The 22,985-nt window shown below is 65.8% G+C and carries 16 protein-coding genes; 8 read left to right on the top strand and 8 right to left on the bottom strand.

All coding sequences use genetic code 11. The features are described 5' to 3' along the window. Nucleotides 1–86: 86 nt before the first annotated feature. From ACG0Z6_RS14195 to glpD, 7 genes are all read right to left on the bottom strand, one after another. The gene (locus ACG0Z6_RS14195; protein WP_394462498.1) at nt 87–1,835 is read right to left on the bottom strand and encodes an ABC transporter substrate-binding protein; all 1,749 of its coding nucleotides are present in this window, start codon (nt 1,833–1,835) and stop codon (nt 87–89) included. Between the two features lie 103 nt (nt 1,836–1,938). Then, nucleotides 1,939–2,247 (bottom strand): DUF2160 domain-containing protein, encoded by a 309-nt coding sequence (locus ACG0Z6_RS14190; protein WP_394462496.1) that lies wholly within the window; start codon nt 2,245–2,247, stop codon nt 1,939–1,941. A 45-nt stretch (nt 2,248–2,292) separates the two neighbouring features. Then, nucleotides 2,293–3,105, bottom strand: coding sequence for a carbohydrate ABC transporter permease (locus tag ACG0Z6_RS14185; RefSeq protein WP_394462493.1), 813 nt, complete (start codon nt 3,103–3,105; stop codon nt 2,293–2,295). Continuing rightward, nucleotides 3,098–3,985 (bottom strand): carbohydrate ABC transporter permease, encoded by an 888-nt coding sequence (locus ACG0Z6_RS14180; protein WP_394462490.1) that lies wholly within the window; start codon nt 3,983–3,985, stop codon nt 3,098–3,100. Before ACG0Z6_RS14180 ends, ACG0Z6_RS14185 begins: the two co-directional genes overlap by 8 nt. After that, a complete protein-coding gene (locus ACG0Z6_RS14175) occupies nt 3,982–5,097 on the bottom strand; it encodes an ABC transporter ATP-binding protein (RefSeq protein ID WP_394462876.1) in 1,116 nt (371 codons plus the stop codon). The genes ACG0Z6_RS14180 and ACG0Z6_RS14175 overlap by 4 nt, the downstream gene beginning before the upstream one ends. 4 nt (nt 5,098–5,101) lie before the next feature. Then, nucleotides 5,102–6,205: an ABC transporter ATP-binding protein gene (locus ACG0Z6_RS14170; protein ID WP_394462488.1), complete on the bottom strand. Its 1,104-nt coding sequence runs from the start codon at nt 6,203–6,205 to the stop codon at nt 5,102–5,104. Nucleotides 6,206–6,224: 19 nt separating this feature from the next. After that, the gene (glpD, locus tag ACG0Z6_RS14165; protein WP_394462486.1) at nt 6,225–7,838 is read right to left on the bottom strand and encodes a glycerol-3-phosphate dehydrogenase; all 1,614 of its coding nucleotides are present in this window, start codon (nt 7,836–7,838) and stop codon (nt 6,225–6,227) included. 183 nt (nt 7,839–8,021) lie between these two features. Here glpD and ACG0Z6_RS14160 point away from each other — a divergent pair, with 183 nt between their 5' ends. The 7 genes from ACG0Z6_RS14160 (at nt 8,022) to ACG0Z6_RS14130 (ending at nt 21,188) form a co-directional block, all read left to right on the top strand. After that, a complete protein-coding gene (locus ACG0Z6_RS14160; protein WP_394462874.1) occupies nt 8,022–8,786 on the top strand; it encodes a DeoR/GlpR family DNA-binding transcription regulator in 765 nt (254 codons plus the stop codon). A 27-nt stretch (nt 8,787–8,813) separates the two neighbouring features. Next, the gene (gene glpK / locus ACG0Z6_RS14155; RefSeq protein WP_394462484.1) at nt 8,814–10,286 is read left to right on the top strand and encodes a glycerol kinase GlpK; all 1,473 of its coding nucleotides are present in this window, start codon (nt 8,814–8,816) and stop codon (nt 10,284–10,286) included. Nucleotides 10,287–10,615: 329 nt separating this feature from the next. Next, entirely contained in the window at nt 10,616–15,670 is a 5,055-nt protein-coding gene (locus ACG0Z6_RS14150) for an alpha-2-macroglobulin family protein (RefSeq protein WP_394462482.1), read from the top strand. Then, entirely contained in the window at nt 15,667–18,090 is a 2,424-nt protein-coding gene (gene pbpC / locus ACG0Z6_RS14145) for a penicillin-binding protein 1C (protein WP_394462479.1), read from the top strand. Before ACG0Z6_RS14150 ends, pbpC begins: the two co-directional genes overlap by 4 nt. Continuing rightward, nucleotides 18,087–18,452, top strand: a complete 366-nt coding sequence (locus tag ACG0Z6_RS14140; protein ID WP_394462477.1) for a hypothetical protein — start codon at nt 18,087–18,089, stop codon at nt 18,450–18,452. Before pbpC ends, ACG0Z6_RS14140 begins: the two co-directional genes overlap by 4 nt. Beyond that, on the top strand, nt 18,440–19,567 hold the full coding sequence (locus ACG0Z6_RS14135; RefSeq protein ID WP_394462475.1) for a PQQ-dependent sugar dehydrogenase: 1,128 nt from the start codon (nt 18,440–18,442) through the stop codon (nt 19,565–19,567). The genes ACG0Z6_RS14140 and ACG0Z6_RS14135 overlap by 13 nt, the downstream gene beginning before the upstream one ends. Nucleotides 19,568–19,901: 334 nt before the next feature. Continuing rightward, nucleotides 19,902–21,188 (top strand): hypothetical protein, encoded by a 1,287-nt coding sequence (locus tag ACG0Z6_RS14130; protein WP_394462473.1) that lies wholly within the window; start codon nt 19,902–19,904, stop codon nt 21,186–21,188. A gap of 107 nt (nt 21,189–21,295) precedes the next feature. On the opposite strand, the gene ACG0Z6_RS14125 is transcribed toward ACG0Z6_RS14130, so the two are convergent. Beyond that, complete coding sequence (locus ACG0Z6_RS14125; protein WP_394462471.1) at nt 21,296–21,997, bottom strand: DUF6624 domain-containing protein; 702 nt, start codon at nt 21,995–21,997, stop codon at nt 21,296–21,298. A 609-nt stretch (nt 21,998–22,606) separates the two neighbouring features. On the opposite strand from ACG0Z6_RS14125, the gene ACG0Z6_RS14120 reads away from it, so the two are divergent. Continuing rightward, the gene (locus ACG0Z6_RS14120) at nt 22,607–22,909 is read left to right on the top strand and encodes a transposase (protein WP_394462469.1); all 303 of its coding nucleotides are present in this window, start codon (nt 22,607–22,609) and stop codon (nt 22,907–22,909) included. Nucleotides 22,910–22,985 lie beyond the last annotated feature (76 nt).

The raw sequence follows: 22,985 nt of genomic DNA, 5'->3' as shown, positions 1-22,985 counted from the left end.
GGCGCGATTTTAAGGACGGCTCACTCAAACAAAAAGCGCCCTGATCCTTCAGGGCGCTTTGTAGGGGCTGTGCTGCGGCTGGGGCTTTAGCGCACGCGGCCGTCTTTCCAGGCGCCCAGCAGTTTGTCGTAGGCAATGGTTTCGCCCTTGGGTTTTTCGTTGGCCAGTTTGGCCCAGGGGGCGCCTTTGTCAGAGAGCCATTTGGCGGCGGTTTCTTTCTTGTTGAGCTTGGGCGCGCACTTGGCCATGCCAGCGCGTTCCAGGCGGGCCAGCACTTGGTCCATGTCCTCGGCCAGGCTGTCCATGGCGGCTTGCGGGGTTTTCTCGCCGGTCACGGCCTGGGCCACGTTCTTCCACCAGAGCTGGGCCAGCTTGGGGTAGTCGGGCACGTTGGTGCCGGTGGGGGTCCAGGCCACGCGCGCCGGGCTGCGGTAGAACTCGACCAGGCCGCCGTATTTGGCGGCGTTTTTGGTGAAGTAGTCGCTGCGGATGTCGCTGTCGCGGATGAAGGTCAGGCCCTGGATGCTCTTTTTCAGGCTGGTGGTTTTGGCGGTGATGAACTGGGCGTAGAGCCAGGCGGCGGCCGTGCGGTTGGCGTCGTGGTTGGCGAAGAAGGTCCAGCTGCCCACATCCTGGTAGCCGTTTTGCATGCCTTGCTTCCAGTAGGGGCCGTTGGGGCCGGGGGCCATGCGCCACTTGGGCGTGCCGTCGGCGTTGACCACGGGCAGGCCGGGCTTGGTCATGTCGGCGGTGAAGGCGGTGTACCAGAAGATTTGCTGCGCAATCTGGCCCTGGGCGGGCACGGGGCCGGCTTCGCCAAAGGTCATGCCGGTGGCTTCTTTGGGGGCGTATTTCTTCATCCAGTCCACGTACTTGGTCAGCGCGTAGACGGCGGCAGGCGAGTTGGTGGCGCCGCCGCGGGCCACCGAGGCGCCGGTGGGCGTGCACTTGTCGGCTGCCACGCGTATGCCCCACTCATCCACCGGCATGCCGTTGGGAATGCCCTTGTCGGCCGTACCGGCCATGGACAGCCAGGCGTCGGTGAAGCGCCAGCCCAGCGAGGGGTCTTTCTTGCCGTAGTCCATGTGGCCGTAGATGGGCTTGCCGTCGATTTGCTTCACGTCGTTGGTGAAGAACTCGGCAATGTCTTCGTAGGCGCTCCAGTTCAGCGGCACGCCCAGCTCGTAGCCGTACTTGGCTTTGAACTTGTCCTTCAGGTCTTTGCGCTCGAACAGGTCGGCGCGGAACCAATAGAGGTTGGCGAACTGTTGGTCAGGCAGTTGGTAGAGCTTGCCATCGGGTGCGGTGGTGAAGCTGGTGCCGATGAAGTCCTTGAGGTCCAGCCCCGGGTTGGTGAATTCCTTGCCCGCACCGGCCATGTAGTCGGTGAGGTTCATGACCTTGCCGTAGCGGTAGTGGGTGCCGATGAGGTCGGAATCGGAGATCCAGCCGTCGTAAATGCTCTTGCCCGACTGCATGGAGGTCTGCAGCTTCTCGACCACGTCGCCTTCCTGAATCAGGTCGTGCTTGACCTTGATGCCGGTGATGTCCTCAAAGGCCCGGGCCAGGGTTTTGGCTTCGTACTCGTGGGTGGTGATGGTTTCGGACACCACGGCCACTTCCTTCACGCCGCGGGCCTTGAGCTTTTTGGCGGCCTCGATGAACCACTTCAGCTCGGCCATTTGCTGCTCTTTGCTCAGCGTGCTGGGCTGGAACTCGGCGTCGATCCATTTCTTGGCCTCGGCCTCGCCCGCCCAGGCGCTGTGCGCCACGCCCAAGCTCAGCAGCAGGGCTGCGCTGGCAACGGCGGTGAATTTGCTTTTCCTGACTTGCACGTTCGTCTCCTTGATTGAACCAAGATATCCCCCCGAACAGCGCAACAAGGCCCCGGGGAATGGAGGGCCGGATCAGGCAGACGGGCCCGCCCGCAGCGGGGCTTCAGCCCTTTCGCATGATCAACACCAAGAGCGCCACTGACGCGGCGAAACTGAACCACACGCTGGGCTCGCTCTGCAGCGCGAGCCACTCGGCCATGCGCCCGGCCAGGCCCACAAAAGCCAGGTTGAGGTAGGCCGCCGCCAGCAAGCCGATGAAGAGCCGGTCGCCGCGCGTGGTCTTGAGCGGCAAAAAACCTTTGCGCAGCGTGGTGGGGGACTTGAGCTCCCACACCGTCATGCCTATGAGCAGCAGAGCGATGCCGCTGAAGAACACGGCCACCGGTGTGGTCCAAACCATCCAGTCAAACATGCCTCACTCCTCCAATGCACACCATCGGGCAGGCGCTAGGTGGGGTCATACCCGCCCCATGGCAAAGCCCTTGGCGATGTAGTGCCGCACAAACCAAATCACGATGGCGCCGGGCACGATGGTCAGCGTGCCTGCGGCGGCCAGCGTAGCCCAGTCCATGCCCGAGGCGCTGACGGTGCGCGTCATGGTGGCGACGATGGGCTTGGCGTTGACGCTGGTGAGCGTGCGCGCCAGCAGCAGCTCCACCCAGCTGAACATGAAGCAGAAGAAGGCCGCCACGCCCACCCCGGCTTTGATGAGCGGCAAAAACACGGTGAGGAAAAAGCGCGGGAAGCTGTAGCCGTCGATGTAGGCGGTCTCGTCGATTTCGCGCGGAATGCCGCTCATAAAGCCTTCCAGAATCCACACCGCCAGTGGCACGTTGAAGAGCAGGTGGGCCAGCGCCACGGCGATGTGCGTGTCCATCAGCCCCAGCGTGGTGTAGAGCTGGAAGAAGGGCAGCAGAAAAACCGCGGGCGGCGTCATGCGGTTGGTCAGCAGCCAGAAGAACACATGCTTGTCACCCAAAAAGCTGTAGCGGCTGAAGGCATAGGCCGCGGGCAGGGCCACGCTGACGGAGATGACGGTGTTGATGGCCACGTAAATCAGGCTGTTGATATAGCCCGAGTACCAGGACGGGTCGGTGAAGATGGTCTTGTAGTTGTCCCAGCTGGGGTGCTGGGGGAAGAAGCTGAAGCTCGAGAGGATTTCCTGGTTGGTCTTGAAGCTCATGTTCACCATCCAGTAGATGGGCAGCAGCGTAAAGACCAGGTAGGCGATCAGGAAGAGGGTTCGCTTTTTGAAGCGGCGGTCATCCATGCTGGGCCTCGCTGTCGGTGCTGCCCAGGGCCTGCATCCAGTTGTAGAGGATGAAGCACAGCAGCAGGATGATGAGGAAGTAAATCAGCGAGAAGGCGGCGGCCGGGCCCAGGTCGAACTGGCCCACGGCTTTTTGCGTCAGGTACTGGCTCAGAAAGGTGGTGGCATTGCCCGGGCCGCCGCCGGTGAGCACAAAGGGCTCGGTGTAGATCATGAAGCTGTCCATGAAGCGCAGCAGCACGGCAATCATGAGCACGCCGCGCAGCTTGGGCAGCTGGATGTAGCGGAACACGGCGAACTTGCTGGCGCCGTCAATGCGCGCGGCCTGGTAGTAGGCGTCGGGAATGGAGCGCAGGCCCGCAAAGCACAGCAGTGCCACCAGCGGTGTCCAGTGCCAGACATCCATCACCAGCACGGTGAGCCAGGCGTCGGTGGCGTTGCCGGTGTAGTTGTAGTCCACCCCCAGCGCCTGCAGCGTGGCGCCCAGGAGGCCGATGTCGGCGCGGCCGTAGATTTGCCAGATGGTGCCCACCACGTTCCAGGGGATGAGCAGCGACAGCGCCACCAGCACCAGCACGGCCGAGGCCTTCCAGCCCTGGGCGGGCATGGACAGGGCCAGGGCAATGCCCAGGGGAATTTCGACCGCCAGCACCGCGCCCGAAAAGCCCAGCTGGCGCAGCAGCGCGCCGTGCAGCTCTTCGTCGCGCATGACGGCGGCAAACCACTCCACGCCCACGAAGACGCGGCGCTCGGGCGAGATGATGTCTTGTACCGAGTAGTTCACCACCGTCATCAGCGGCAGGATGGCCGAGAAGGCCACGCAGATGAACACCGGCAGCACCAGAAACCAGGCTTTTTGGTTGAGGGGTTTGGTGCTCATGTGCTGGGGGCCTCGGCGGTGCTGATGAGGCGCTCGTCGCGCCCGTAAAAGCAGGTGTGGGGGCCCAGCACCTGCAGCCAGACGGCGCTGCCCGGCGCGGGCGGCTGGCTTTGCGCGGGCAGCCGCACCTTGAGCGTTTGCCCGCCCGCGCGGGCGCTCAAGAGCCAGTAGGTGCCAATGTCTTGCACCTGCAGCACCTGCGCGCGCAGCGCCTCGGGCTGGGCGCTGGGGCTCACGCGCACATACTCCGGGCGCACGCCCAGGGTGAAGTCGCCCGCCGCTTGCAGCAGCTGCTGCGGGGCGTGGGGCGGCAGGGGCAGTTCTTGGTCGGCCAGCGCCAGCACGCCGGGCTGGGGGCAGCGGGCGGGCAAAAAATTCATGCCCGGCGAGCCGATGAAGTGGCCCACAAACACATGCTGGGGCTGCTCGAAGAGGGCGTGGGCCGTGCCCATTTGCACCGCGCGGCCGCGCGACATGACCACGGTTTGGTCGGCAAACGTCAGGGCCTCCACCTGGTCGTGGGTGACGTAGATGAGCGTGAGCTTGAGCTCGTGGTGAATTTGCTTGAGCTTGCGCCGCAGCTGCCACTTCAGGTGCGGGTCAATGACGGTGAGCGGCTCGTCAAACAGCACGGCTGACACGTCTTCGCGCACCAGGCCGCGCCCCAGCGAGATTTTTTGCTTGGCATCGGCCGTGAGCCCGGCGGTGCGCTGGTCGAGCTGGGCGCTGAGCTCCAGCATCTCGGCAATCTGCCCCACGCGGGCTTGGATGCGCGCTCGTGTGAGGCCCCGGTTCTTGAGCGGGAAGGCCAGGTTCTCGGCCACGCTCATGGTGTCGTAGATGACCGGGAACTGGAACACCTGGGCGATGTTGCGCTGCTGGGGCGACTGCGCGGTGACGTCGCGCCCATCAAAACTCACCGACCCCTGCGAGGGCTGCAGCAAGCCGGAGATGAGGTTCAGCAGCGTGGTCTTGCCGCAGCCCGAGGGGCCCAGCAGCGCGTAGGCGCCGCCGTCTTCAAAGCGCATCTTCAGCGGCAGCAGGGCGTAGTCGGCCTCGCTTTGGGGCTTGGGGCGGTAGGCGTGGGCCAGGTCCAGGTCGATGCAGGCCATCTCTTCAGCCTCCGCGGCGTTGCGGCGCCAGCAGCAGCGCGCCGTGGGCGTCAAACACATAGGCTTGGGCAATGTCGGCGTAGAGGCTCAGCGCCGCACCCAGCTCGAAGTGGTGCACGCCGCTGAGCTGGGCCACCAGCTCGCCCTCGGCGCAGTGCACGTGCACAAAGGTGTCGGAGCCCGAAATCTCGGCCAGCTCCACGCGCCCTTGCAAGGCCAGCTCGCCCGCGCCGCCGCCCTCAAGCCGCAGGGCGTGGGCGCGCAGGCCCAGGGTCAGCGGCCCTTGCAGCGCCTGGGGCAGGGCCTGGCCCAGCGCCAGCACCAGGCCGGAGTTCAGGCGCAGGCCCTGGCCTTGGCCCAGAGCGGGCAGCAGGTTCATGGGCGGGTCGCTGAAGGCGCGTGCCACGCGCAGCGAGGCCGGGCGGTGGTAGACCTCGGCCGTGGGGCCGTACTGCAGCAGCTCGCCCGCGTCCATCACGGCGGTGTAGCCGCCCAGCTGCAGGGCTTCGGCGGGCTCGGTGGTGGCGTAGACCACGGTGGCGTCGCCACTGGCAAAGAGCTGGCTGAGTTCCTCGCGCAGCTCTTCGCGCAGCTTGTAGTCCAGGTTCACCAGCGGCTCGTCCAGCAGCATCAGGGGTGCGCCTTTGGCCAGCGCGCGCGCCAGGGCCACGCGCTGTTGCTGGCCGCCCGAGAGCTGGGCGGGCAGCTTGTCGAGGTGCATCTCGATGTGCAGCTTCTGGGCCAGCGCGTCCACCTGTTGGTCGATGCTCAAGCCGCGCGGCAGGCCGCCCGCGCTGGTGCGGTGCAGCTTCAGCGGCGAGGCAATGTTGTCGCGCACCGTCATGGACGGGTAGTTGATGAACTGCTGGTAGACCATGGCGACATTGCGCTGGCGCACGGGCAGGCCGGTGACGTCTTGCCCGTCCACCAGCACACGCCCGGCGCTGGGTTTGTCCAGCCCGGCCATGAGGCGCATGAGCGTGGTCTTGCCCGCCTGGGTGGCACCCAACAGCACGCTCACGGCCCCGGCTTGCAGCGTCAGGTCCAGCGGGTAGAGGTGCTGGGCCGCACCCACCCGGTGGCTGAGGGCTTGCAGGCTGAGTTGCATGGTCGCGGGTCTCCTGGCTTCAAGCGGGGTTCTGGGCCAGCCAATCGGCCACGGCCTGGCGCTGCTCAGCGCTGTAGTGCAGGCCGAGCTTGGAGCGGCGCCACAGCACGTCCTCGGCGCTGAAGGCCCATTCCTCGCGCTGCAGGTGCTGCAGCTCGGCTTCGTAAAGCCCCGGCGCCACCTCGGCACCCAGCGCGCGGGCGCTGCCTGCCTGGCCCAGCACGCGCTCCACGCGCGCACCGTAGGCGCGGCACAGGCGCTGTGTCAGGGCCGGGGGGAGCCAACCATGGCGGCGCTGCACGGCGTTTTGCAGGCGTTCAAAGTCGCGGTCGGGCCGCTCGGGCGGGCCTATCCACTCACGCAGGTCGCCGCCGGGCAGGTGGGCGCCCAGGGTCCAGGGTGCACGGGCTTGGCCCAGCAGGGCGCTGAGTTTGTCGGCGGCTTCTTCGGCCAGCTTGCGATAGGTGGTGATCTTGCCGCCCCACACCGTCAGCAGCGGGGCGCCGTCGGCATGGGTTTCCAGCAGGTAGTCGCGCGTGACGGCCGAGGGGTCGCCCGAGACATCGTCCAGCAGCGGGCGCACACCGGCGTAGCTCCAGCACACCTCCTCGCGCTGCAGGGGCTGGGCGAAGTAGCGGCTGGCCTGCTCGCACAGGTAGGCAATCTCCTGCTCATCAATGGCCGCGCGGTTCAGCCCGGCCAGTGCCGCCGGGGCCAGTTCCACATCGGTGGTGCCAATCAGGGTGAAGCGCTGCTCGTAGGGGATGGCGAAGATGATGCGCTTGTCGGGGTTTTGGAAGATGTAGGCGTGGTCGTGCGTGAAGCGGCGCGGCACCACGATGTGGCTGCCTTTGACCAGGCGCAGGTGCTTGGTGGCCAGGGCCTCGCCCTGCGCGGGCCGTGCCACCTCGCGCAAAAAGCTCTCGGCCCAGGGGCCTGCGGCATTGACCAGCGCGCGCGCATGCACCTGGCGTGGGCCTTGCGGGGTCTGCAGCGTGGCCAGCCAGCCGCCGCCCTGGGCCGCGGTTTGGCGCTGCACGGCGGTGACGGGGCTGCGCGTGAGCAGCTCGGCGCCGCGCTCGAGCGCATCCATGGCGTTGGCCAGCACCAGGCGGGCGTCGTCCACCCAGCCGTCGGAGTACACAAAGCCGCGCCGGTAGCTGGGCTTGAGCGGCTGGCCCAGCGCCGAGCCCGCCAGCACCACGCTGCGGGAGCCCGGCAGCACCTCGCGCCGCGCCAGGTGGTCGTAGAGGAAGAGGCCCGCGCGGATCATCCACGCCGGGCGCATGCTGGGGTCGTGCGGCAGCACAAAGCGCAGCGGCCACATCAGGTGCGGGGCGCTTTTGAGCAGCACCTCGCGCTCCTGCAAGGCCTTGCGCACCAGGGCGAACTCGTAATGCTCCAAGTAACGCAAGCCCCCGTGGATGAGCTTGGTGGAGGATGAGGAGGTCTGCGCCGCCAGGTCCGAGGCCTCGGCCAGCAGCACCTTCCAGCCCCGCCCGGCCAAGTCGCGGCAAATGCCCACGCCGTTGATGCCGCCGCCCACCACCAGCACGTCCCAAGGCGGCGCATGCGGCGCATGCGGCGCTGCAGGGCTGGCGGCGTTGGGGCTGGCGTGCGGGTGTGGGTGCAATTGGCCGACCTCGGTTGGGGGCGAACTTTCGAGGTTCGCGAACCTGTGCTTCCTTTTTCGTTTTAACGCGTTAGTGCGCGATGTGCGCTGGGGTATACCCGTCTGATGCTTCGTTTTGCTTCGTTTTAGGCTCTTGGGCGTCCCAACCCGGTGCCCCCGTGGCGCCTGAAGCTGTCCGCCATGATGCCCAGCCACCCCCGTCAAAACGAGTTGCTGCAAGAGGTCAGAGCCCGGGGCACGGTCAGCGTGGAGGCCCTGGCCGAGCGCTTTGGCGTGACGCTGCAGACCGTGCGCCGCGATGTGCAGCGGCTGGCCGAGGCTGGCCTGGTGGCGCGCTTTCACGGCGGTGTGCGCGTGCCCGCCAGCACCACCGAGAACATTGCCTACCGCCAGCGCCAGGCCCTGCAAGCCGAGGCCAAGGCCCGCATTGCCCGCGCCGTGGCCCAGCGCATTCCCAGCGGTTGCTCGCTCATCCTCAACCTGGGCACCACCACCGAGGCCGTGGCGCGCGCGCTGCTGCAACACAAGGGGCTGCGCGTCATCACCAACAACCTGAACGTGGCCAGCATCCTGGCCGACAACCCCGACTGCGAGCTGGTGATGGTGGGCGGCACGGTGCGCCACCGCGATCGTGGCGTGGTGGGCGAGGCGGCGGTGGACTTCATCCGCCAGTTCAAGGTGGACATCGGCCTGATCGGCATTTCCGGCATTGAAAGCGATGGCAGCTTGCGCGACTTCGACTACCGCGAGGTGATGGTGGCGCGCACCATCGTCGAACACTCGCGCGAGGTCTGGCTGGCCGCAGACCACAGCAAGTTCAACCGCCCGGCCATGGCCGAGGTGGCGCGCCTGCCGCAGATCGACCTCATCTGCACCGACGCCGCACCGCCTGACCCCTTTCCAGCCCTGCTGGCCGAAGCCGGCGTGGAGCTGCTGCTCGCGCCCTGATGCACCCACCCCACGGAGGCCCGCCCCATGACCTATTTGCTTGCCCTGGACCAAGGCACCTCCAGCTCGCGTGCCATCGTGTTTGATGCCCAGGGCCGCATTGCCGCCATGGCCCAGCGCGAGTTCCGCCAGATCTACCCCCAGCCCGGCTGGGTGGAGCACGACGCGCTGGAGATCTGGGACACCCAGCTCGCCACCGCGCGCGAGGCCCTGGCCAAAGCGCAGCTCAAGGCCGCCGACATCAAGGCCGTGGGCATCACCAACCAGCGCGAAACCACCGTGCTGTGGAACCGCAAGACGGGGCAGCCGCTGCACAACGCCATCGTCTGGCAAGACCGCCGTGCCGAGCCGCGCTGCGCGCAGCTGCGCGAGCAGGGCCACGGCGCGCTGGTGCAAGGCAAAACCGGGCTGGTGATTGATGCCTACTTTTCCGCCACCAAGCTGCAATGGCTGCTGGAGCACGTGCCCGGCGCGCGCGCCCAGGCCGAGCGCGGCGAGCTGGCCTTTGGCACCGTGGACAGCTGGCTGCTCTGGCGCCTGACCCGCGGCGAGGTGCACGCCACCGATGTGAGCAACGCCGCGCGCACCATGCTCTTCAACGTGCATGACAACCGATGGGACACCGAGCTGCTGGCGCTGCTGGACATTCCCGCCTCGCTGCTGCCCAGCGTCCACCCCTCAGCGCACGACTTTGGCCGTGTGGCCGCCGAGCACCTGGGTGCGCCCATCCTCATCGGCGGCATGGCCGGGGACCAGCAAAGCGCACTGTTTGGCCAAGCCTGCTTCAAGGCGGGCATGGCCAAGAACACCTACGGCACGGGCTGCTTCATGCTCATGCACACGGGCCAGCAGTTCCACAGCTCGGCCAGCGGCCTCATCACCACCAGCGCCGCCCAAACCGGGCCCACGCCCGAGTTCGCGCTGGAAGGCAGCGTGTTCATCGGCGGCGCCGTGGTGCAGTGGCTGCGCGACGGGCTGCACGCCATCGACAGCAGCGCCGAAGTGCAAGCCCTGGCGCAAAGCGTGCCCGATAGCGGCGGCGTGCTGCTGGTGCCTGCCTTCACCGGCTTGGGCGCCCCCTACTGGAAGCCCGAGGCGCGCGGCGCCATCGTGGGCCTCACGCGCGGCAGCACCATGGCCCACATCGCCCGCGCCGCGCTGGAGAGCATCGCCTTCCAAAGCGCCGCTCTGTTGCAAGCCATGAGCGCGGGCACCGTGACCGAGTTGCGCGTGGACGGCGGCGCCTGCGTCAACGACTTGCTCATGCAATTCCAGGCCGACTTGCTGGGCATTGCGGTGGTGCGCCCGCGCGTGACCGAAACCACAGCCCTGGGCGCCGCCTACCTCGCTGGCCTCACCAGCGGCCTCTACCGCAACCTCGACGAAATCGCCACCCACTGGCAAGCCGAACGCGTGTTCCACCCCCAAATGCCCCGCGACCAAGCCGCCGCCCTCATGGCCGGGTGGGAGCGGGCGGTGCGGCAGGTGTGTGCATCCTGACCCCGCAGCAAGCCCTGCAGTGGGCGCAAAACAAGGCCCTGGAATAGATGGGCTCACAGGTGGTTCTCCGCGCATGAAGGTGGTGTTGATTTGCGCAGCGGTGGAGTTGCTGTTGTTTTTTGCAGGTCTTGCCCTGACGGGTAGTTTGGTGTGGGGTCTGTGTTTTGCGGTTTTTGTCGGCCCGGTATCCCTGTGGCTGGCTCCTGGGCTTTGGGACCAATTTCGAGGTCAAAGGCAGCCTCGAAACAAGGGTGTGTCGCGCATTTCAAACTAACCCGCCCTCTAAACTGCCCTGATCCTGCGGGAACTGCGGGGGGAGGGACACAGTGATGGGCGCTTGGAACAAGGGTCTCAAGGCGGTAGGCGCTTTGGGGGTGGCTGCGGCTTTGCTGGCGGGTGGCTGGTGGGGCTGGAAGCAGGGGCCGGGGCAGGTGACCGGTGAGGGCGAGGAGGGCAGTGCGGCAGCGTTTGCGCTGGTGGACTGCAAGCCGCGCATGTTTGATGGCGCGCCCGCTTTGGCGGTGAGCTTCACCCAGCCGCTGGCGCGTGACCAGGACTTTGCCCGGCTCTTGAGCGCCAGCGAGTCGGGGCCCGATGAGCGGCCAGAGCAAGCGCAGCCCCTGGCGGGGCGCTGGGTGTTGGGGGACAACCCCCGCGTGCTCTACCTGCCCTACGTCAAACCCGAGCGCAAGTTCCGCGTGAAGCTGGATGCAGCGCTGGCTGCGCGCGCGGGTGCCACGCTGGCCACGCCGCAGCAGTGCGAGGCCTTGAGCGAGGCCATGCCCGATGCCTACTACTTCGCCAGCCGTGGCACGGTGTTGCCCGCCGAGATCAATGGCGGCTTGCCCGTGGTGACGGTGAACACGCCGGAGGTGGATGTGCAGTTCCTGCGCATCCGGCCCGAGCGTCTGAGCGAGTTCCTGGACCAAGTGGGCGGCCAGCGCCAAGCCTCGGGCTCAAGCCATGCGGGCGAGGGCGATGAGGAGGAGGGCGGCTACCACTACGAGGACCCCGGCCGACGCCTCAAGGGCAGCACACCGGCCTATGTGCTGGACGAGCTGCGCGCCATGGCCGACAGCGTCTACATCGGGCGCTTCAGCACCGATGAGCGGCCCAACCGCCGCAATGTGTCCTTCCTGCCGGTGGAGCGCATTGCACCGCTGCAAGAGCCCGGCATCTATGTGGCGGTGATGAACGCCCCGGGCCGTTTTGGCTGGGACTACCAAGTGACGCACTTCTACGTGACCGACATCGGCCTGCACCTGCGGCGCCATGCGGCGCAGCTGGATGTGTTTGCCACCTCGCTCAAGCAGGGCACGGCGCTGTCGGGCATCGAGCTGACCCTGGTGGACGCAGCGGGCAAGGCGCTGCAGCAAGTCAAGAGCGATGGCCAGGGCCATGGCGTGTTCACGCAAAAGCTGGACCAGGCCCGCGTGGTGCTGGCGCGGCGTGGCGACAAAGAGATGTCGGTGCTGTCGCTGCGCGACGCGGCGCTGGACCTCTCGGAGTTCGACGCCGTGGGCCACCCCTCGCGCAACAACAAGCTCTTTGTCTACGCCGGGCGCGACCTGTACCGCCCGGGCGAGCGCCTGCAGGTGTCGGTGCTGGGCCGCGATGCCGACGGGCGCGCCTGGGCCAAGCCCTTGCCCCTGACGCTGAACCTCAAAAAGCCCGACGGCAGCAATGCCCAAACCCTGCTGGCGCGCCCGCACGCCAGCGGCACGGGCTACTACCAGGAGACCTTGAACCTGCCCGCCGATGCGCCCACCGGACGCTGGCTGCTGCAGGCGCGCGTGGACCCCGCGGCCAAGCAGCCCGATGCGCAGTGGAGCTTCCAGGTGGAGGAGTTTTTGCCCGAACGCCTGAAGCTGCAGCTCACCGCGCCCGAGGCCGTGATGCTCGGCGCGGGCGAGCTGAACGTGGCCGTGCAGGGCGACTACCTCTACGGCGCCCCGGCAGCAGGCAACCGCGTGCTGGCCAGCCTCCACACCGAGCGCCAGACCAACCCCCTGGCGCGCCAGCTGCCGGGCTTTATCTTTGGCGACTTCGCCGACGACAACGCCAAAAAGCGCACTGACGCGGGCGAGGTGCAGCTCGACGAGCAGGGCCGCAGCAGCTTGAGCTTCACGCCCGAGCTGGCCGAGCGCCGCTCGCCCATGCTGCTGCGCACCAGCGTCTCGCTGCTGGAGAGTGGCGGGCGGCCGGTGGTGCGCTCGCTGGAGCGCAGCTGGTGGCCGGCCGAGCAGCTGCTGGCCATTCGCCCGCTGTTTGACCGCCATGTGGTGCAGGAGGGCAGCCTGGCCCAGTTCGAGCTCACGCGCGTGGATGCGGCCGGCCGCTTCAAACCTGCGGCCGATTTGCAGCTCAAGCTCATCAACGAAGAGCGCCAGTGGTACTGGCGCTATGACGACGGGCGGGGCTGGAATTCGGGCTTCAACTCCCACGACGAGCTGGTGGAGGCGCGCCAAATCAAGCTGGACAAGCGCAGCACCCTGGCGCTGCCGGTGCGCTGGGGCCGCTACCGCCTGGAAATCACCGACCCCAGCACGCGTCAAACCCTGCGCTACGCCTTCTACGCGGGCTGGGGCGCGCAGGACGCCGACGATGTGGGCAACCGCCCTGACCGCGTGCAGCTCAAGCTCGAAGGCGCGCCCTTCAAACCGGGCCAGACTGCCCGACTGGCGATCAAGCCGCCGCACGACGGCCAGGCCGTGGTGACGGTGGAGGGCGACCGCGTGCTGTGGAGCGAGCGCCTGGCGGTCAAGGCCAGCGGCACCACGCTGGAAATCCCCGTGGCCGAGGACTGGAAGCGGCACGACCTCTACATCACCGTGGCGGCCTTCCGCCCCGGCAACCAGGGCGACAAGGTCACGCCGGCGCGCGCGCTGGGCCTGGTGCACCTGCCCTTGTGGCGCGAGGACCGCAAACCCAAGGTCGAGCTCAAAGTGCCTGCCAAAACCAAGCCCGAACAGGTGCTGCCGGTTCTGGTCAAGGCGCCGCAGCTCGCTGGGCAAGCCGCGATGGTGACGGTCTCGGCCGTGGACGTGGGCATTCTCAACATCACCCGCTACAAAACGCCCGACCCGCAGGACTTCTTCTTTGGCAAACACCGCTATGGCGCGGACCTGCTGGACCTCTACGGCAAGCTGATCGAGAAGATGGAGGGCAATGCCGCGCGCCAACGCTTTGGCGGCGATGCGGGCCAGCGCGACACGCAAAGCCTGCCGCGCAAGGTGCTGCTGGTCGATCTCTTCAGCGGCCCGGTCAAGCTCAACGCGCAGGGCGAGGCCACGGTGCCGCTGTCGCTGCCCGATTTCAACGGCACGCTGCGCGTGATGGCCGTGGTCGCCAGCGCCGACAGCTATGGCAGCGCCGAGGCCGAAACCGTGGTGGCCGCGCCGCTGGTGGCGGAGTTGTCGCTGCCACGCTTTCTCGCGCCGGGCGACAAGGCCAGCATTGCGCTGGACGTGAGCAACCTCTCGGGCAGCCCCCGCGAGGTGAAGGCACGCCTGGAGGCCGACGGCCCGCTGCGCGTCACGGCCCAGCCCGGGGCGGTGCAGCTGGCCGACAAGCAGCGCCAGGTGCTGACCTTCCAGGTGGAGGCCACCGAAGCCGCCGGGCTGGTGCCGCTGCGCCTGCTGGTGCAGGCCGGGGACCTCAAGCTCAAGCGCGAAGCCGCCTTGCAGCTGCAGCCGTTGACGCCGCTGCAGCACGACATCAAGCGCATGCGCCTGGAGCCCGGCGCCACGCTCAAGCTCGATGCCGGGCTTTTGGCGCCGTACTGGCCGGGCTCCGCCAGCGCCAGCCTGAGCGTGTCTGAGCAGCCGCCCATCAATCTGCGCGAGCAGGTCAAAGGTCTGTTCGGCTACCCCTATGGCTGCCTGGAGCAAACCACCAGCGCCGCCTACCCGCTGGCGCTGATTGATGACGACAGCGCCAAAGCCCATGGCCTGAAGCCGCTGGCGCGCGAAGAGCGCGTCAAACGCCTGGACCTGGCCTTTGGTCGTCTGGCCAGCATGCAGCAGCCCAAAGGCGGCTTTGGCCTGTGGAGCAGCTCAGACTCCTATGAGGCTTGGCTGTCGGCCTACGTCACGGGCTTTTTGCAAGACGCCAAAGAAGCGGGCTTTGCCCCGCCCGAGGCCCTGTACGCCCGCGCCACCGACCACCTTTTGGAGCAGTTCCAGCGCAGTCCCAACCTGCAGCTGCAGCCCCGCAAGGCCGAGCCCGAGCGCGACAGCAACGGGCGCGTGGCGGACGAGCGCGTGCTCAACGACCTGCGCCAGGCCCACCAGCGCCTGGCTGAAGCCGCACACGCGGGCTATGTGCTGGCGCGCGCCCAAAAAGCGCCGCTGGCGGTGTTGCGCACCCTGTACGAGCAGTACCGGGGTAACGCGCGCTCGCCGCTGCCGCTGATTCACCTGGGCCTGGCGCTCAAGCTCATGGGCGACGAAGCCCGCGCCAAGCAGGCGCTGGACGAAGGCGTGCGCCGCAGCTATGGCATCAACCCGACCACGGGGGCGGACGCGTGGGGCGAGTGGCTGGGCGACTACGGCAGCCGCGTGCGCGACCAGGCCATGGCCTATGCGCTGCTGCACCGCCACGCCATCGCCCACGAGCGCCGCGAAGGCCTGCTCTACGACCTGGTGCCCGATCTGGAGCACCGCCGCTACCTCTCCACGCAAGAGCGCCTGGCGCTGCTGCTGGCGGTGCGCAGCGCCCAAGGCCAGAGCGACGCCCCAGGCTGGCGCGCCAGCCTGCAAACCGCAGCCGCCGCACCCGAGGTGCTGGCGGGGCAGGGCGTGCAGCAGCGCGAGCTGCCCGCCGCCAAACTCAGCGCGGGCCTGGTGCTGAAGAACGAGGGCAAGGGCGCGCTGTTCGTGGAAGTGCAGGCCCAGGGCTACACGCTCAAGCCCCCACCCGCGCGGGACGACGCCATCCGCATCGAGCGCCAGCTCTTCAGCGTGGATGGCAAGCCGGTGAGTGCGCGCAGCTTCGTCACCGGCGAGATGCTCATCGTGCGGCTGCGCGCCACTGCGGCGCGAGCCATCAAAGACGGGCTGATCGTGGACCGCATTCCCGCGGGCTTTGAGGTGGAAAACCTCAACCTCAGCCAAGGGCCCCAGGCCGGGGAGTTCAGCGTGGAGGGCACCAATATCGGCGAGGCCAACGCCAGTGCGCGCATCGTCCACACCGAGTTCCGGGACGACCGCTTCGTTGCCGCCGCGCGCCTGGACGGGCGACCGCTGGAGGTCTTCTACCTGCTGCGCGCCGTCACCCCCGGCCGCTACCAGGTGCCCGCGCCTTTTGCCGAGGACATGTACCGGCCCGAGCTGCGCGGTGTCGGCAAAGCCGAGGCCGACATCACCGTGCACAGCAAGAAGTGACGCTGCTGCAAGGCTGGCGCTGGCCTGGGCGGCGCCGCACCAGGGTGCTGCTGGCGCTGCTGGGGCTGGCGGCGGCGCTGCTGCTGCTGCTGGACCAGCTCTTTCCCCTGCCCGCAGCGGCCTGGCCCGAGAGCCCGGCGCGGCGCCCGCTGCAGGCCATGGTGGTGCTGGCCGAGGACGGCACGCCGCTGCGCCACTGGCCGGGTGCGGACGGCGCCATGCGCCACCGCGTGAGGCTGGAGCAGGTCTCGCCCCTGTACCTGCAGGCGCTGCTGCAGTATGAGGACCGCGCGTTTTGGTGGCACCCCGGCGTCAACCCCGCGGCCCTGCTGCGCGCGGCCTGGCAATGGGTGCGCGCGGGGCAGGTGGTTTCGGGCGGCTCCACGCTGACCATGCAGGTGGCGCGGCTGCTGGACCCCGACTGCGCCGACCGCCAGCGCAATATGCACAGCTGCGCCACCCGCACGGCCGGGGCCAAGGCGCGCCAACTGCTGCGCGCGCTGCAGCTCGAATGGCATTTGAGCAAGCAAGACATCCTGACCCTCTACCTCAACGAGGCGCCCATGGGCGGCATGGTCGAGGGCGTGGAAATGGCCGCACAGGCCTACCTGGGCAAGTCCGCGCGCGAGCTCTCGCACGCCGAGGCTGCGCTGCTGGTGGCGCTGCCCCAAAGCCCCTCGCTGCGCCGGCCCGACCGCCATGCGCAGCGCGCCCAGGCCGCGCGCGACAAAGTGCTGCAGCGCCTGCTGGAGCAAGGCGTGTGGAGCGCGCAAGAGGTGCAGGACGCGCGGCTGGAAAAAGTCTTTGCCCCGCCGCTGCGCGCCCGTGTGCTGGCGCCGCTGCTGGCCGAGCGGCTGCGCCAGCGCGCTCTGCAGGCCGGTGCGGCGGTGGTGCCCTCGCTGCTGGACGCGGGCTTGCAGCAGCGCCTGGAGCAGGTGCTGCTGGACCGGCTCAACACCCTGCCGGAGTCTGTGTCCATCGCCGCGCTGATCGTGGACAACCGCGACGGTGCCGTGCGCGCCTACGCGGGCTCGGCAGACTTTGCCGACATGAAGCGCGCCGCCCATGTCGACATGGTGCGCGGCCTGCGCTCGCCGGGCTCCACGCTCAAGCCCTTTCTCTACGCCATGGCGCTGGACCAGGGCCTTTTGCATTCCGAAAGCCTGCTGGTGGACGCGCCGCAAAACTTCGGTGGCTACGCGCCGGGCAACTTCCAGGCGGACTTTTCCGGGCCGGTGAGCATGTCGGAGGCGCTGCAGCGCTCGCTCAACGTGCCTGCGGTGGATGTGCTGGAGCGCCTCGGCCCCGAGCGCTTTGCCGCCCAGCTGCGCAGCGCAGGTTTGCGCCTGCAGTTGCCGGCCAACGCCGCACCCAACCTCAGCCTGATTCTGGGCGGGGGCAGCACCCGGCTGGAAGAGCTGGTGGGCGCCTACACCGCGCTGGCGCGTGGCGGCGTGGCCTTGGTGCCGCGCCTGCAAGCCAGCGATGCACTGCGCCCCACACGGCTGATGAGCGAGGGCGCGGCCTTCATCGTGCGCGAGATTCTGGAAAACGGCGGCCGCCCCGGCGCGCCGTTTCGCGAGTCGGGCGCGCGCGTGGCCTGGAAAACCGGCACCAGCTTTGGCTTTCGCGATGCCTGGGCCCTGGGCGTGACCGACCGCTACACCCTGGGCGTGTGGATGGGGCGCCCCGACGGCACGCCCAACCCCGGCCACTTCGGCGCCAACAGCGCCGCGCCGCTGCTGCGCGACCTGGCCGACCTGCTGGGCCCGCAGCAGCTGGCCCCACGCCGCCAGCCCGCCAGCGTGCAGGTGGCCCCCATTTGCTGGCCGCTGGGGCGCTTGGCCAGCAGCACACCGCCGGAGCAATGCCTGCAGCAGCGCAGCGCCTGGCTGCTGGATGGCGCTGCCCCGCCCACGCTGCCCGAGCGCGGCAGCACACAGGGCCTGGAAGTGAGCGTGATGGTGGACGCCGCCGCGCGCCAGCGCCTCTCAGCCGACTGCGCCGCACCCGGCGCGCGCACGCTGGTGGCCGTGCGCTGGCCCACCTTGCTGCAGCCCTGGATCGAACCCAGCGCGCGCCATTGGGCCGAGCGCCTGCCCTGGCGCGCCGGTTGCCGGGGCGAGGGCATGGCCGGCCCCAGCGCGCGGCTGCGCTTGGTGGGGCTGGAGTCCGGCAGCGTGCTGCGGCCCACGCCAGGCCAGGCGCACGTCCGCCTGCCCGTGCAAGTGCTGGGCGCCCAAGGCGCTGTGGCCTGGCTGCTGGACGGCCAGCTGCTGGACTGGCAGGACAAGGGTCAGCCCGGCCACGGCCGCTTGCTGCTGCAGCCCAAGCACAATGGCGAGCAGCAACTCACCGCGCTGGACGAGCAAGGTCACTACGCGCGGCTGCGCTTCACGGTGCAAGGACTGCCCCCATGAGCCAAGCCCTGCCGACCTATTTCCTCTCCCACGGTGGCGGCCCCTGGCCCCTCCCGCCCATTGGCGCGCCGGCAAATTGCTGGCCCACTCACACCAAGACCATATGCGCCCCTGCTACAGGCCTGCTCAAGTCCATGCCCCAGGGCTGCAGACTGGACGCGCAAATCGATGATGCCGACGCCATGGCGCGCGAAATGGCCCATTGGCCGTTCACTTGCACCATTCACCAATCCAAGGCTTTGCGGGAGGCCGTGCTGCGCCTGGGGCAAGACTTGCAGCGCATGGCAGCGCGCGGTGGGCGCCGTGTCACTGGCATGATGGCGCCCACTCAGATTTTGGGAGAGCAGTCATGTTCAAGTTGATGTCGGTATGGGGCGCGCTGCTGCTGGCGCATGGGGCGGTACAGGCTGCGCCGCAGGCTGAAGCATTGCGCTTGGAAGTGGTGGCCAAGGGGCTGGACCGGCCGTGGGCCGTGGCCTTTTTGCCGGGGGGCGAATTCCTGGTGAGCGAACGCCCCGGCGCGCTGCGCGTGGTCAGTGCGCGTGGGGACATTGGTGCGCCCATTGCCGGGCTGCCTGCGGTGGACTTTGCGGGGCAGGGCGGCTTGCTGGATGTTGTGCTGGACCGCGACTTCGCGCGCAGCCGTGCGCTGTCGCTGTGCTTCACCGAGCCCGGCAGTGGCCAGGACAGCGGCAAGAACGGCACGGCGCTGGCGCGCGCCAAGCTCAATGCCGCAGGCACGGCGCTTGAAGACCTGCGGGTGATTTTTCGCCAGCAACCCAAGATGGAAGGCCGCCACCACTTTGGCTGCCGCGTGGTGGAGTCTGCCGATGGGCGCCAGCTCTTCCTGACGCTGGGCGAGCGCTACAAAGGCATGCAGCAGGCGCAGACCCTGGACAACCACCTCGGCAAGGTGGTGCGGGTCGATAAATCCGGCCAGGTCCCCGCTGACAACCCCTTTGTGCGCACCCCCGGCGCCTTGCCAGAGATTTACAGCCTGGGCCACCGCAACCCGCAAGGGGCGCTGCTGGACGCGCAAGGCCAGCTCTGGGTGCATGAGCACGGCCCGCAAGGCGGCGACGAAATCAACCGTGTCCTGCCCGGACGCAACTACGGCTGGCCCGTCATCACCTACGGCGAAAACTATGGCGGTGGCGCCATTGGCGAAGGCCTCAAGGCCAAGCCTGGGCTGGAGCAACCGGCCTGGCAGTGGACGCCCTCCATCGCACCCTCGGGCTTTGCGCAAATCACCAGCGACGCCTATGGCGCAGCCTGGAAGGGCAGCTTTGTGGTGGGCTCGCTCAAATTCCGCCAGGTGCAGCGCATTGCAGCTGCCGCTGAAGAGGGCCGCCTGGGCCCGCCCGAGGTGTTGATCGAAGACATCGGCCGCGTGCGCGACGTGCGCCAGGGCCCCGATGGCTTCATCTACGTGCTGACCGAGGATGCACCGGGGCAGCTGCTGCGCTTGAAGCGCTGAGCACCAACGCCGCATTGAAGTCTCGCTGCAGCAAAACCTGGGCTGTGCTCGGAACGAATTTCGACAGCCTGCACTGCACATTCGAAACGAGCAAAACAGGCAAGGAAGCGCCGGACTCATGACGACACCCGCCAAGCCCGCTGCCCCAGTTTCTGGGAAGCCCTTTGTTTCTGGCTGAAGCTGGGCTTTATCAGCTTTGGCGGTCCTGCGGGGCAGATCAGCGCCTGCATGCGAGTTTTTGCCGCGCATCGACGTGACTCAGTATCATCCACGGAACGCGTCCTGATGATGGATGGCGGGCGGATAACCGAAATTTCAGTTCAAGAGGCAATGGATGCAATTTCTTAGGATGGGAAGAAAACTCCTCTTGGCAGCAGTTTTCTCACTGTCACTGCTGCCCCATCAATCAGCAGCTTGCAAGATCGATCCCGCTCTAGGACGTATTGACGGAAGCTGCTTGCCCGACAAGACTAAGATCACTCCAAGCAGTGCTGTTTTCCTCTACATTCCCGGGACTGAGGGAGTTGCTGACTTTGCGACCATGCGTGTTGTATCGCCAGCAAGCAATCCGATATGGTTTCTCTCTACATTGCTGGAAACGACTCATATAGGGATTTCTGTATCGACATCTGCCCTACCTCGCGTGCAAGCATGCATGGACAATGTAAGCAAAAAGGTGCGCACCCTCGCGGAATATCAGCAGTACTGCGTCTCTCCTGAAGCCGTCTCGCGATTTGAATGGACTGATGCTCATGACCAAGTAGAAAGAGCACTTGATAGTGCACGTGGACTTGCAAAGGAGCTTGATCGACCATTGGTAATTTTTGCGATTTCTCACGGCTGCAACCATGTTGCAAAACTTGTTCGAGATGGTTTACTGCGTGACGACCCCCTGGTATTGATGAATTGCGCTGGGGAATCAATTCGCCTCACCGCAGTTCTGCAGGCATCTAAATGGACGCATTGGAATGCGCTCCAAAGGCATGGAATGGGGAATTCGCTTGCGGAACTGAAAAGCCTACGACTACGGTCTGAGAATTGGCGAGAAATTATCCCCAAGGCGCTTGTGGATAACGCAATGAGCTATTGCCAAGACATGAGGCTGAGTGAGGAAAATTGCCAGCGCGATCAAATTGGACAATCTATCTTTGTAGAAGCACTGAGTCAGCTAAGTTTGTTGAACCAAATTGACAAAGGGGACCTTGAATTCGGGGACTACAATAGATTGTGGCAGATGCTTGGTCAGTATTCTGTTCCCAGGGAGAATTTGAATCGGTTGATTTTTGGCGATAAAGATAGCTTGAAAATGCGTCTTGAGATGAATTCTTGGTATAAGCCAAGTTATATGGCAGGGCTGCTGCAACAAGACGCGGCCTATCGATCGTTGGTGGGTTATCTCGGGTCGATCACTTATCTAACCTCGGACTGGGACCCGCTGGTGCCACAACAGCCCTCCTACTGTTCCAGCGAAAGTCCGCATTGCCGCGACGTCGTGCTTGACGCCTGCCTGCATGAGCTTCCCAGCGGGCCTGGGTCTTGTGCCTCCCAACTCTTGCGCGAGATCCGCTACGTGCTTGGATCGGAAGCAGTGCCTAGAAGGACGTCTATACCCTTGCAGTGAGCGGCAGCTCGCTTCTTGGTAACGTCGCCAAAATGAAATTGGCCGGAGTGCGCTCTTTACGCCAAATTTGTTGCACTCCAGGCATGAGGTCACTCCGCGAATTGCCTTCAAGGATGTTTGCGACTTTCATTTGCAACGCAACTGGAATGGGTGACGTCCATCATGGATAAATATGAGCACCATGATGCTGGAATCATGCCAACGGAGGCTCGGCGGGCGTCAATATCTGAAATGGATTCGATCTCTCCGCACACAATCGATTGGGAACGACCCTGCATACAGATTTGTGAGCCGTAGCGTTGGGGGCGACCCTGCGCAACGGCAATCCTATCGTAGAGTATTGCCCAATGACGTTTTGGCAGTTCGCCTGCCTCGGCGGCTTCTTGAATCACTGGCATGTAGCGGAGTTGAAAATCTGTAGAAGCGTGCTGGACGATTAAAAACGCACTCTGTCCTGCCAAAGTTCCAAAGGCTGTTTGGGATGGCCAGCCGCATCGCTGCACCAAGTCGTCGAGTTCGCTCTGTAACTTATTTTTTTCCAAATCTACCTCGGCATTAGCCCGCTCATAGTCTGGTCGCGGAATGCCGTTCGGAAATTTTTCAGAAAGATCCGTTAATATTTTGATGGCGTTTTGATCGCGTTGCAGCCATGTGTTGGTTGTTTTTATTTCAACTTGCCAATTGCATGGGGTATCTGTTTGAAATTTTCGTGGAGTAGTGTGATGTTCTTTTGTAAGGTCGCCGGAGTGGCATGGTGCAATAAATAGGAGCATCGAGGATTTGATAAATATTAAATATTTAATCAACATGTGTTTTGATGCTCTGTTTGTGGTGACTGGTGGATGACTAAGGGTGCTGGGCGAGTGCATCGCACTGTTTGCGCATGTGGAAGTTAATGGGCGAATTGTGAGCATTTTCATAAATCAGAATGTACCGTTTTGGTCCGTCATTCATGCGGGCAGCGCCACCCCGGCGATGTGGGCCTTGCGGGTGGCCTCACCTAGAGTGGTAAAGGCAGTCAATATGCCGCATAAAAACAAGGCCTCTATCGCCACCCAACGAAAACCCATGGATGTGCTCGGTCGTATGCCACCAAGATATTGACTGCTTTGGGCGGCTAGGGCGTTTGCCTGAATATGGAAGACATGGATAATTTATTTGCGGAATGCAAATGGCATGCCAATATTTGACTTCGAACCAGTGTCGCTAGTTCATTAAAGCCGTGTCAATTATGGCGACCTGTGTCAGGGACAGGGTTATTGCTGACGCTTTGGTGGAATATCAATTCCATTAACCACGTCGTGTGCGAAATTCGCCCGAAAGTTCTATACGAAACCGCTGCATCACACCCCCAATGGGCTGTACAAGCGCGAGGCGACGCACACGGTGGCGGGCCCGAGCCCGATGCGCCGTTGGCGATGTTCAAGCTGATGCTGCTGGGCCAGTGGCACGGGCTGTCGGACACGCAGCAGGAGCCCGCTGGGTCAAGAAGGGGCACAGATGCGTTCTTTGGCTACCGCGGCTACAGCGCGGTGGACACGGAGGACGGCTACATCGAACACGTCGAAGTGCACCCGGCCAACCAGGCCGAGGTGAACAAGCTGCCGGGCCTGGTGGACGCGCTCATCGAGCAAGGCATCCAGCCCGAGGGCGTGTTGGTCGACAAGGGCTACGCCAGCGCTGTATCGACCCAGCGGTTTCTGCACAGATCAGGCTGCTAAAGCATAAGCCTCAGCGGGTGTTTTCATGCCCAGCGCCTGGTGCGGCCGCCGGTATTCAGCCGCTTCGAGCGCAGCC

Origin of the sequence: Roseateles rivi (assembly GCF_043555845.1) — a bacterium.
Taxonomy (GTDB): domain Bacteria; phylum Pseudomonadota; class Gammaproteobacteria; order Burkholderiales; family Burkholderiaceae_C; genus Roseateles; species Roseateles rivi.
Note: the sequence above shows the minus strand (reverse complement) of the source record. Positions and strands in the feature narration are given on the sequence as shown.

Excerpts from the sequence above, each read along its gene's own strand:
- ACG0Z6_RS14190 (WP_394462496.1), bottom strand. The coding sequence starts at position 2,247 with ATGTTTGACTGGATGGTTTGGACCACACCGGTGGCCGTGTTCTTCAGC.
- ACG0Z6_RS14185 (WP_394462493.1), bottom strand. The coding sequence starts at position 3,105 with ATGGATGACCGCCGCTTCAAAAAGCGAACCCTCTTCCTGATCGCCTAC.
- ACG0Z6_RS14180 (WP_394462490.1), bottom strand. The coding sequence starts at position 3,985 with ATGAGCACCAAACCCCTCAACCAAAAAGCCTGGTTTCTGGTGCTGCCG.
- ACG0Z6_RS14175 (WP_394462876.1), bottom strand. The coding sequence starts at position 5,097 with ATGGCCTGCATCGACCTGGACCTGGCCCACGCCTACCGCCCCAAGCCC.
- ACG0Z6_RS14170 (WP_394462488.1), bottom strand. The coding sequence starts at position 6,205 with ATGCAACTCAGCCTGCAAGCCCTCAGCCACCGGGTGGGTGCGGCCCAG.
- ACG0Z6_RS14160 (WP_394462874.1), top strand. The coding sequence starts at position 8,022 with ATGCCCAGCCACCCCCGTCAAAACGAGTTGCTGCAAGAGGTCAGAGCC.
- glpK (WP_394462484.1), top strand. The coding sequence starts at position 8,814 with ATGACCTATTTGCTTGCCCTGGACCAAGGCACCTCCAGCTCGCGTGCC.
- ACG0Z6_RS14150 (WP_394462482.1), top strand. The coding sequence starts at position 10,616 with ATGGGCGCTTGGAACAAGGGTCTCAAGGCGGTAGGCGCTTTGGGGGTG.
- ACG0Z6_RS14140 (WP_394462477.1), top strand. The coding sequence starts at position 18,087 with ATGAGCCAAGCCCTGCCGACCTATTTCCTCTCCCACGGTGGCGGCCCC.
- ACG0Z6_RS14135 (WP_394462475.1), top strand. The coding sequence starts at position 18,440 with ATGTTCAAGTTGATGTCGGTATGGGGCGCGCTGCTGCTGGCGCATGGG.
- ACG0Z6_RS14130 (WP_394462473.1), top strand. The coding sequence starts at position 19,902 with ATGCAATTTCTTAGGATGGGAAGAAAACTCCTCTTGGCAGCAGTTTTC.
- ACG0Z6_RS14125 (WP_394462471.1), bottom strand. The coding sequence starts at position 21,997 with ATGTTGATTAAATATTTAATATTTATCAAATCCTCGATGCTCCTATTT.
- ACG0Z6_RS14120 (WP_394462469.1), top strand. The coding sequence starts at position 22,607 with ATGTTCAAGCTGATGCTGCTGGGCCAGTGGCACGGGCTGTCGGACACG.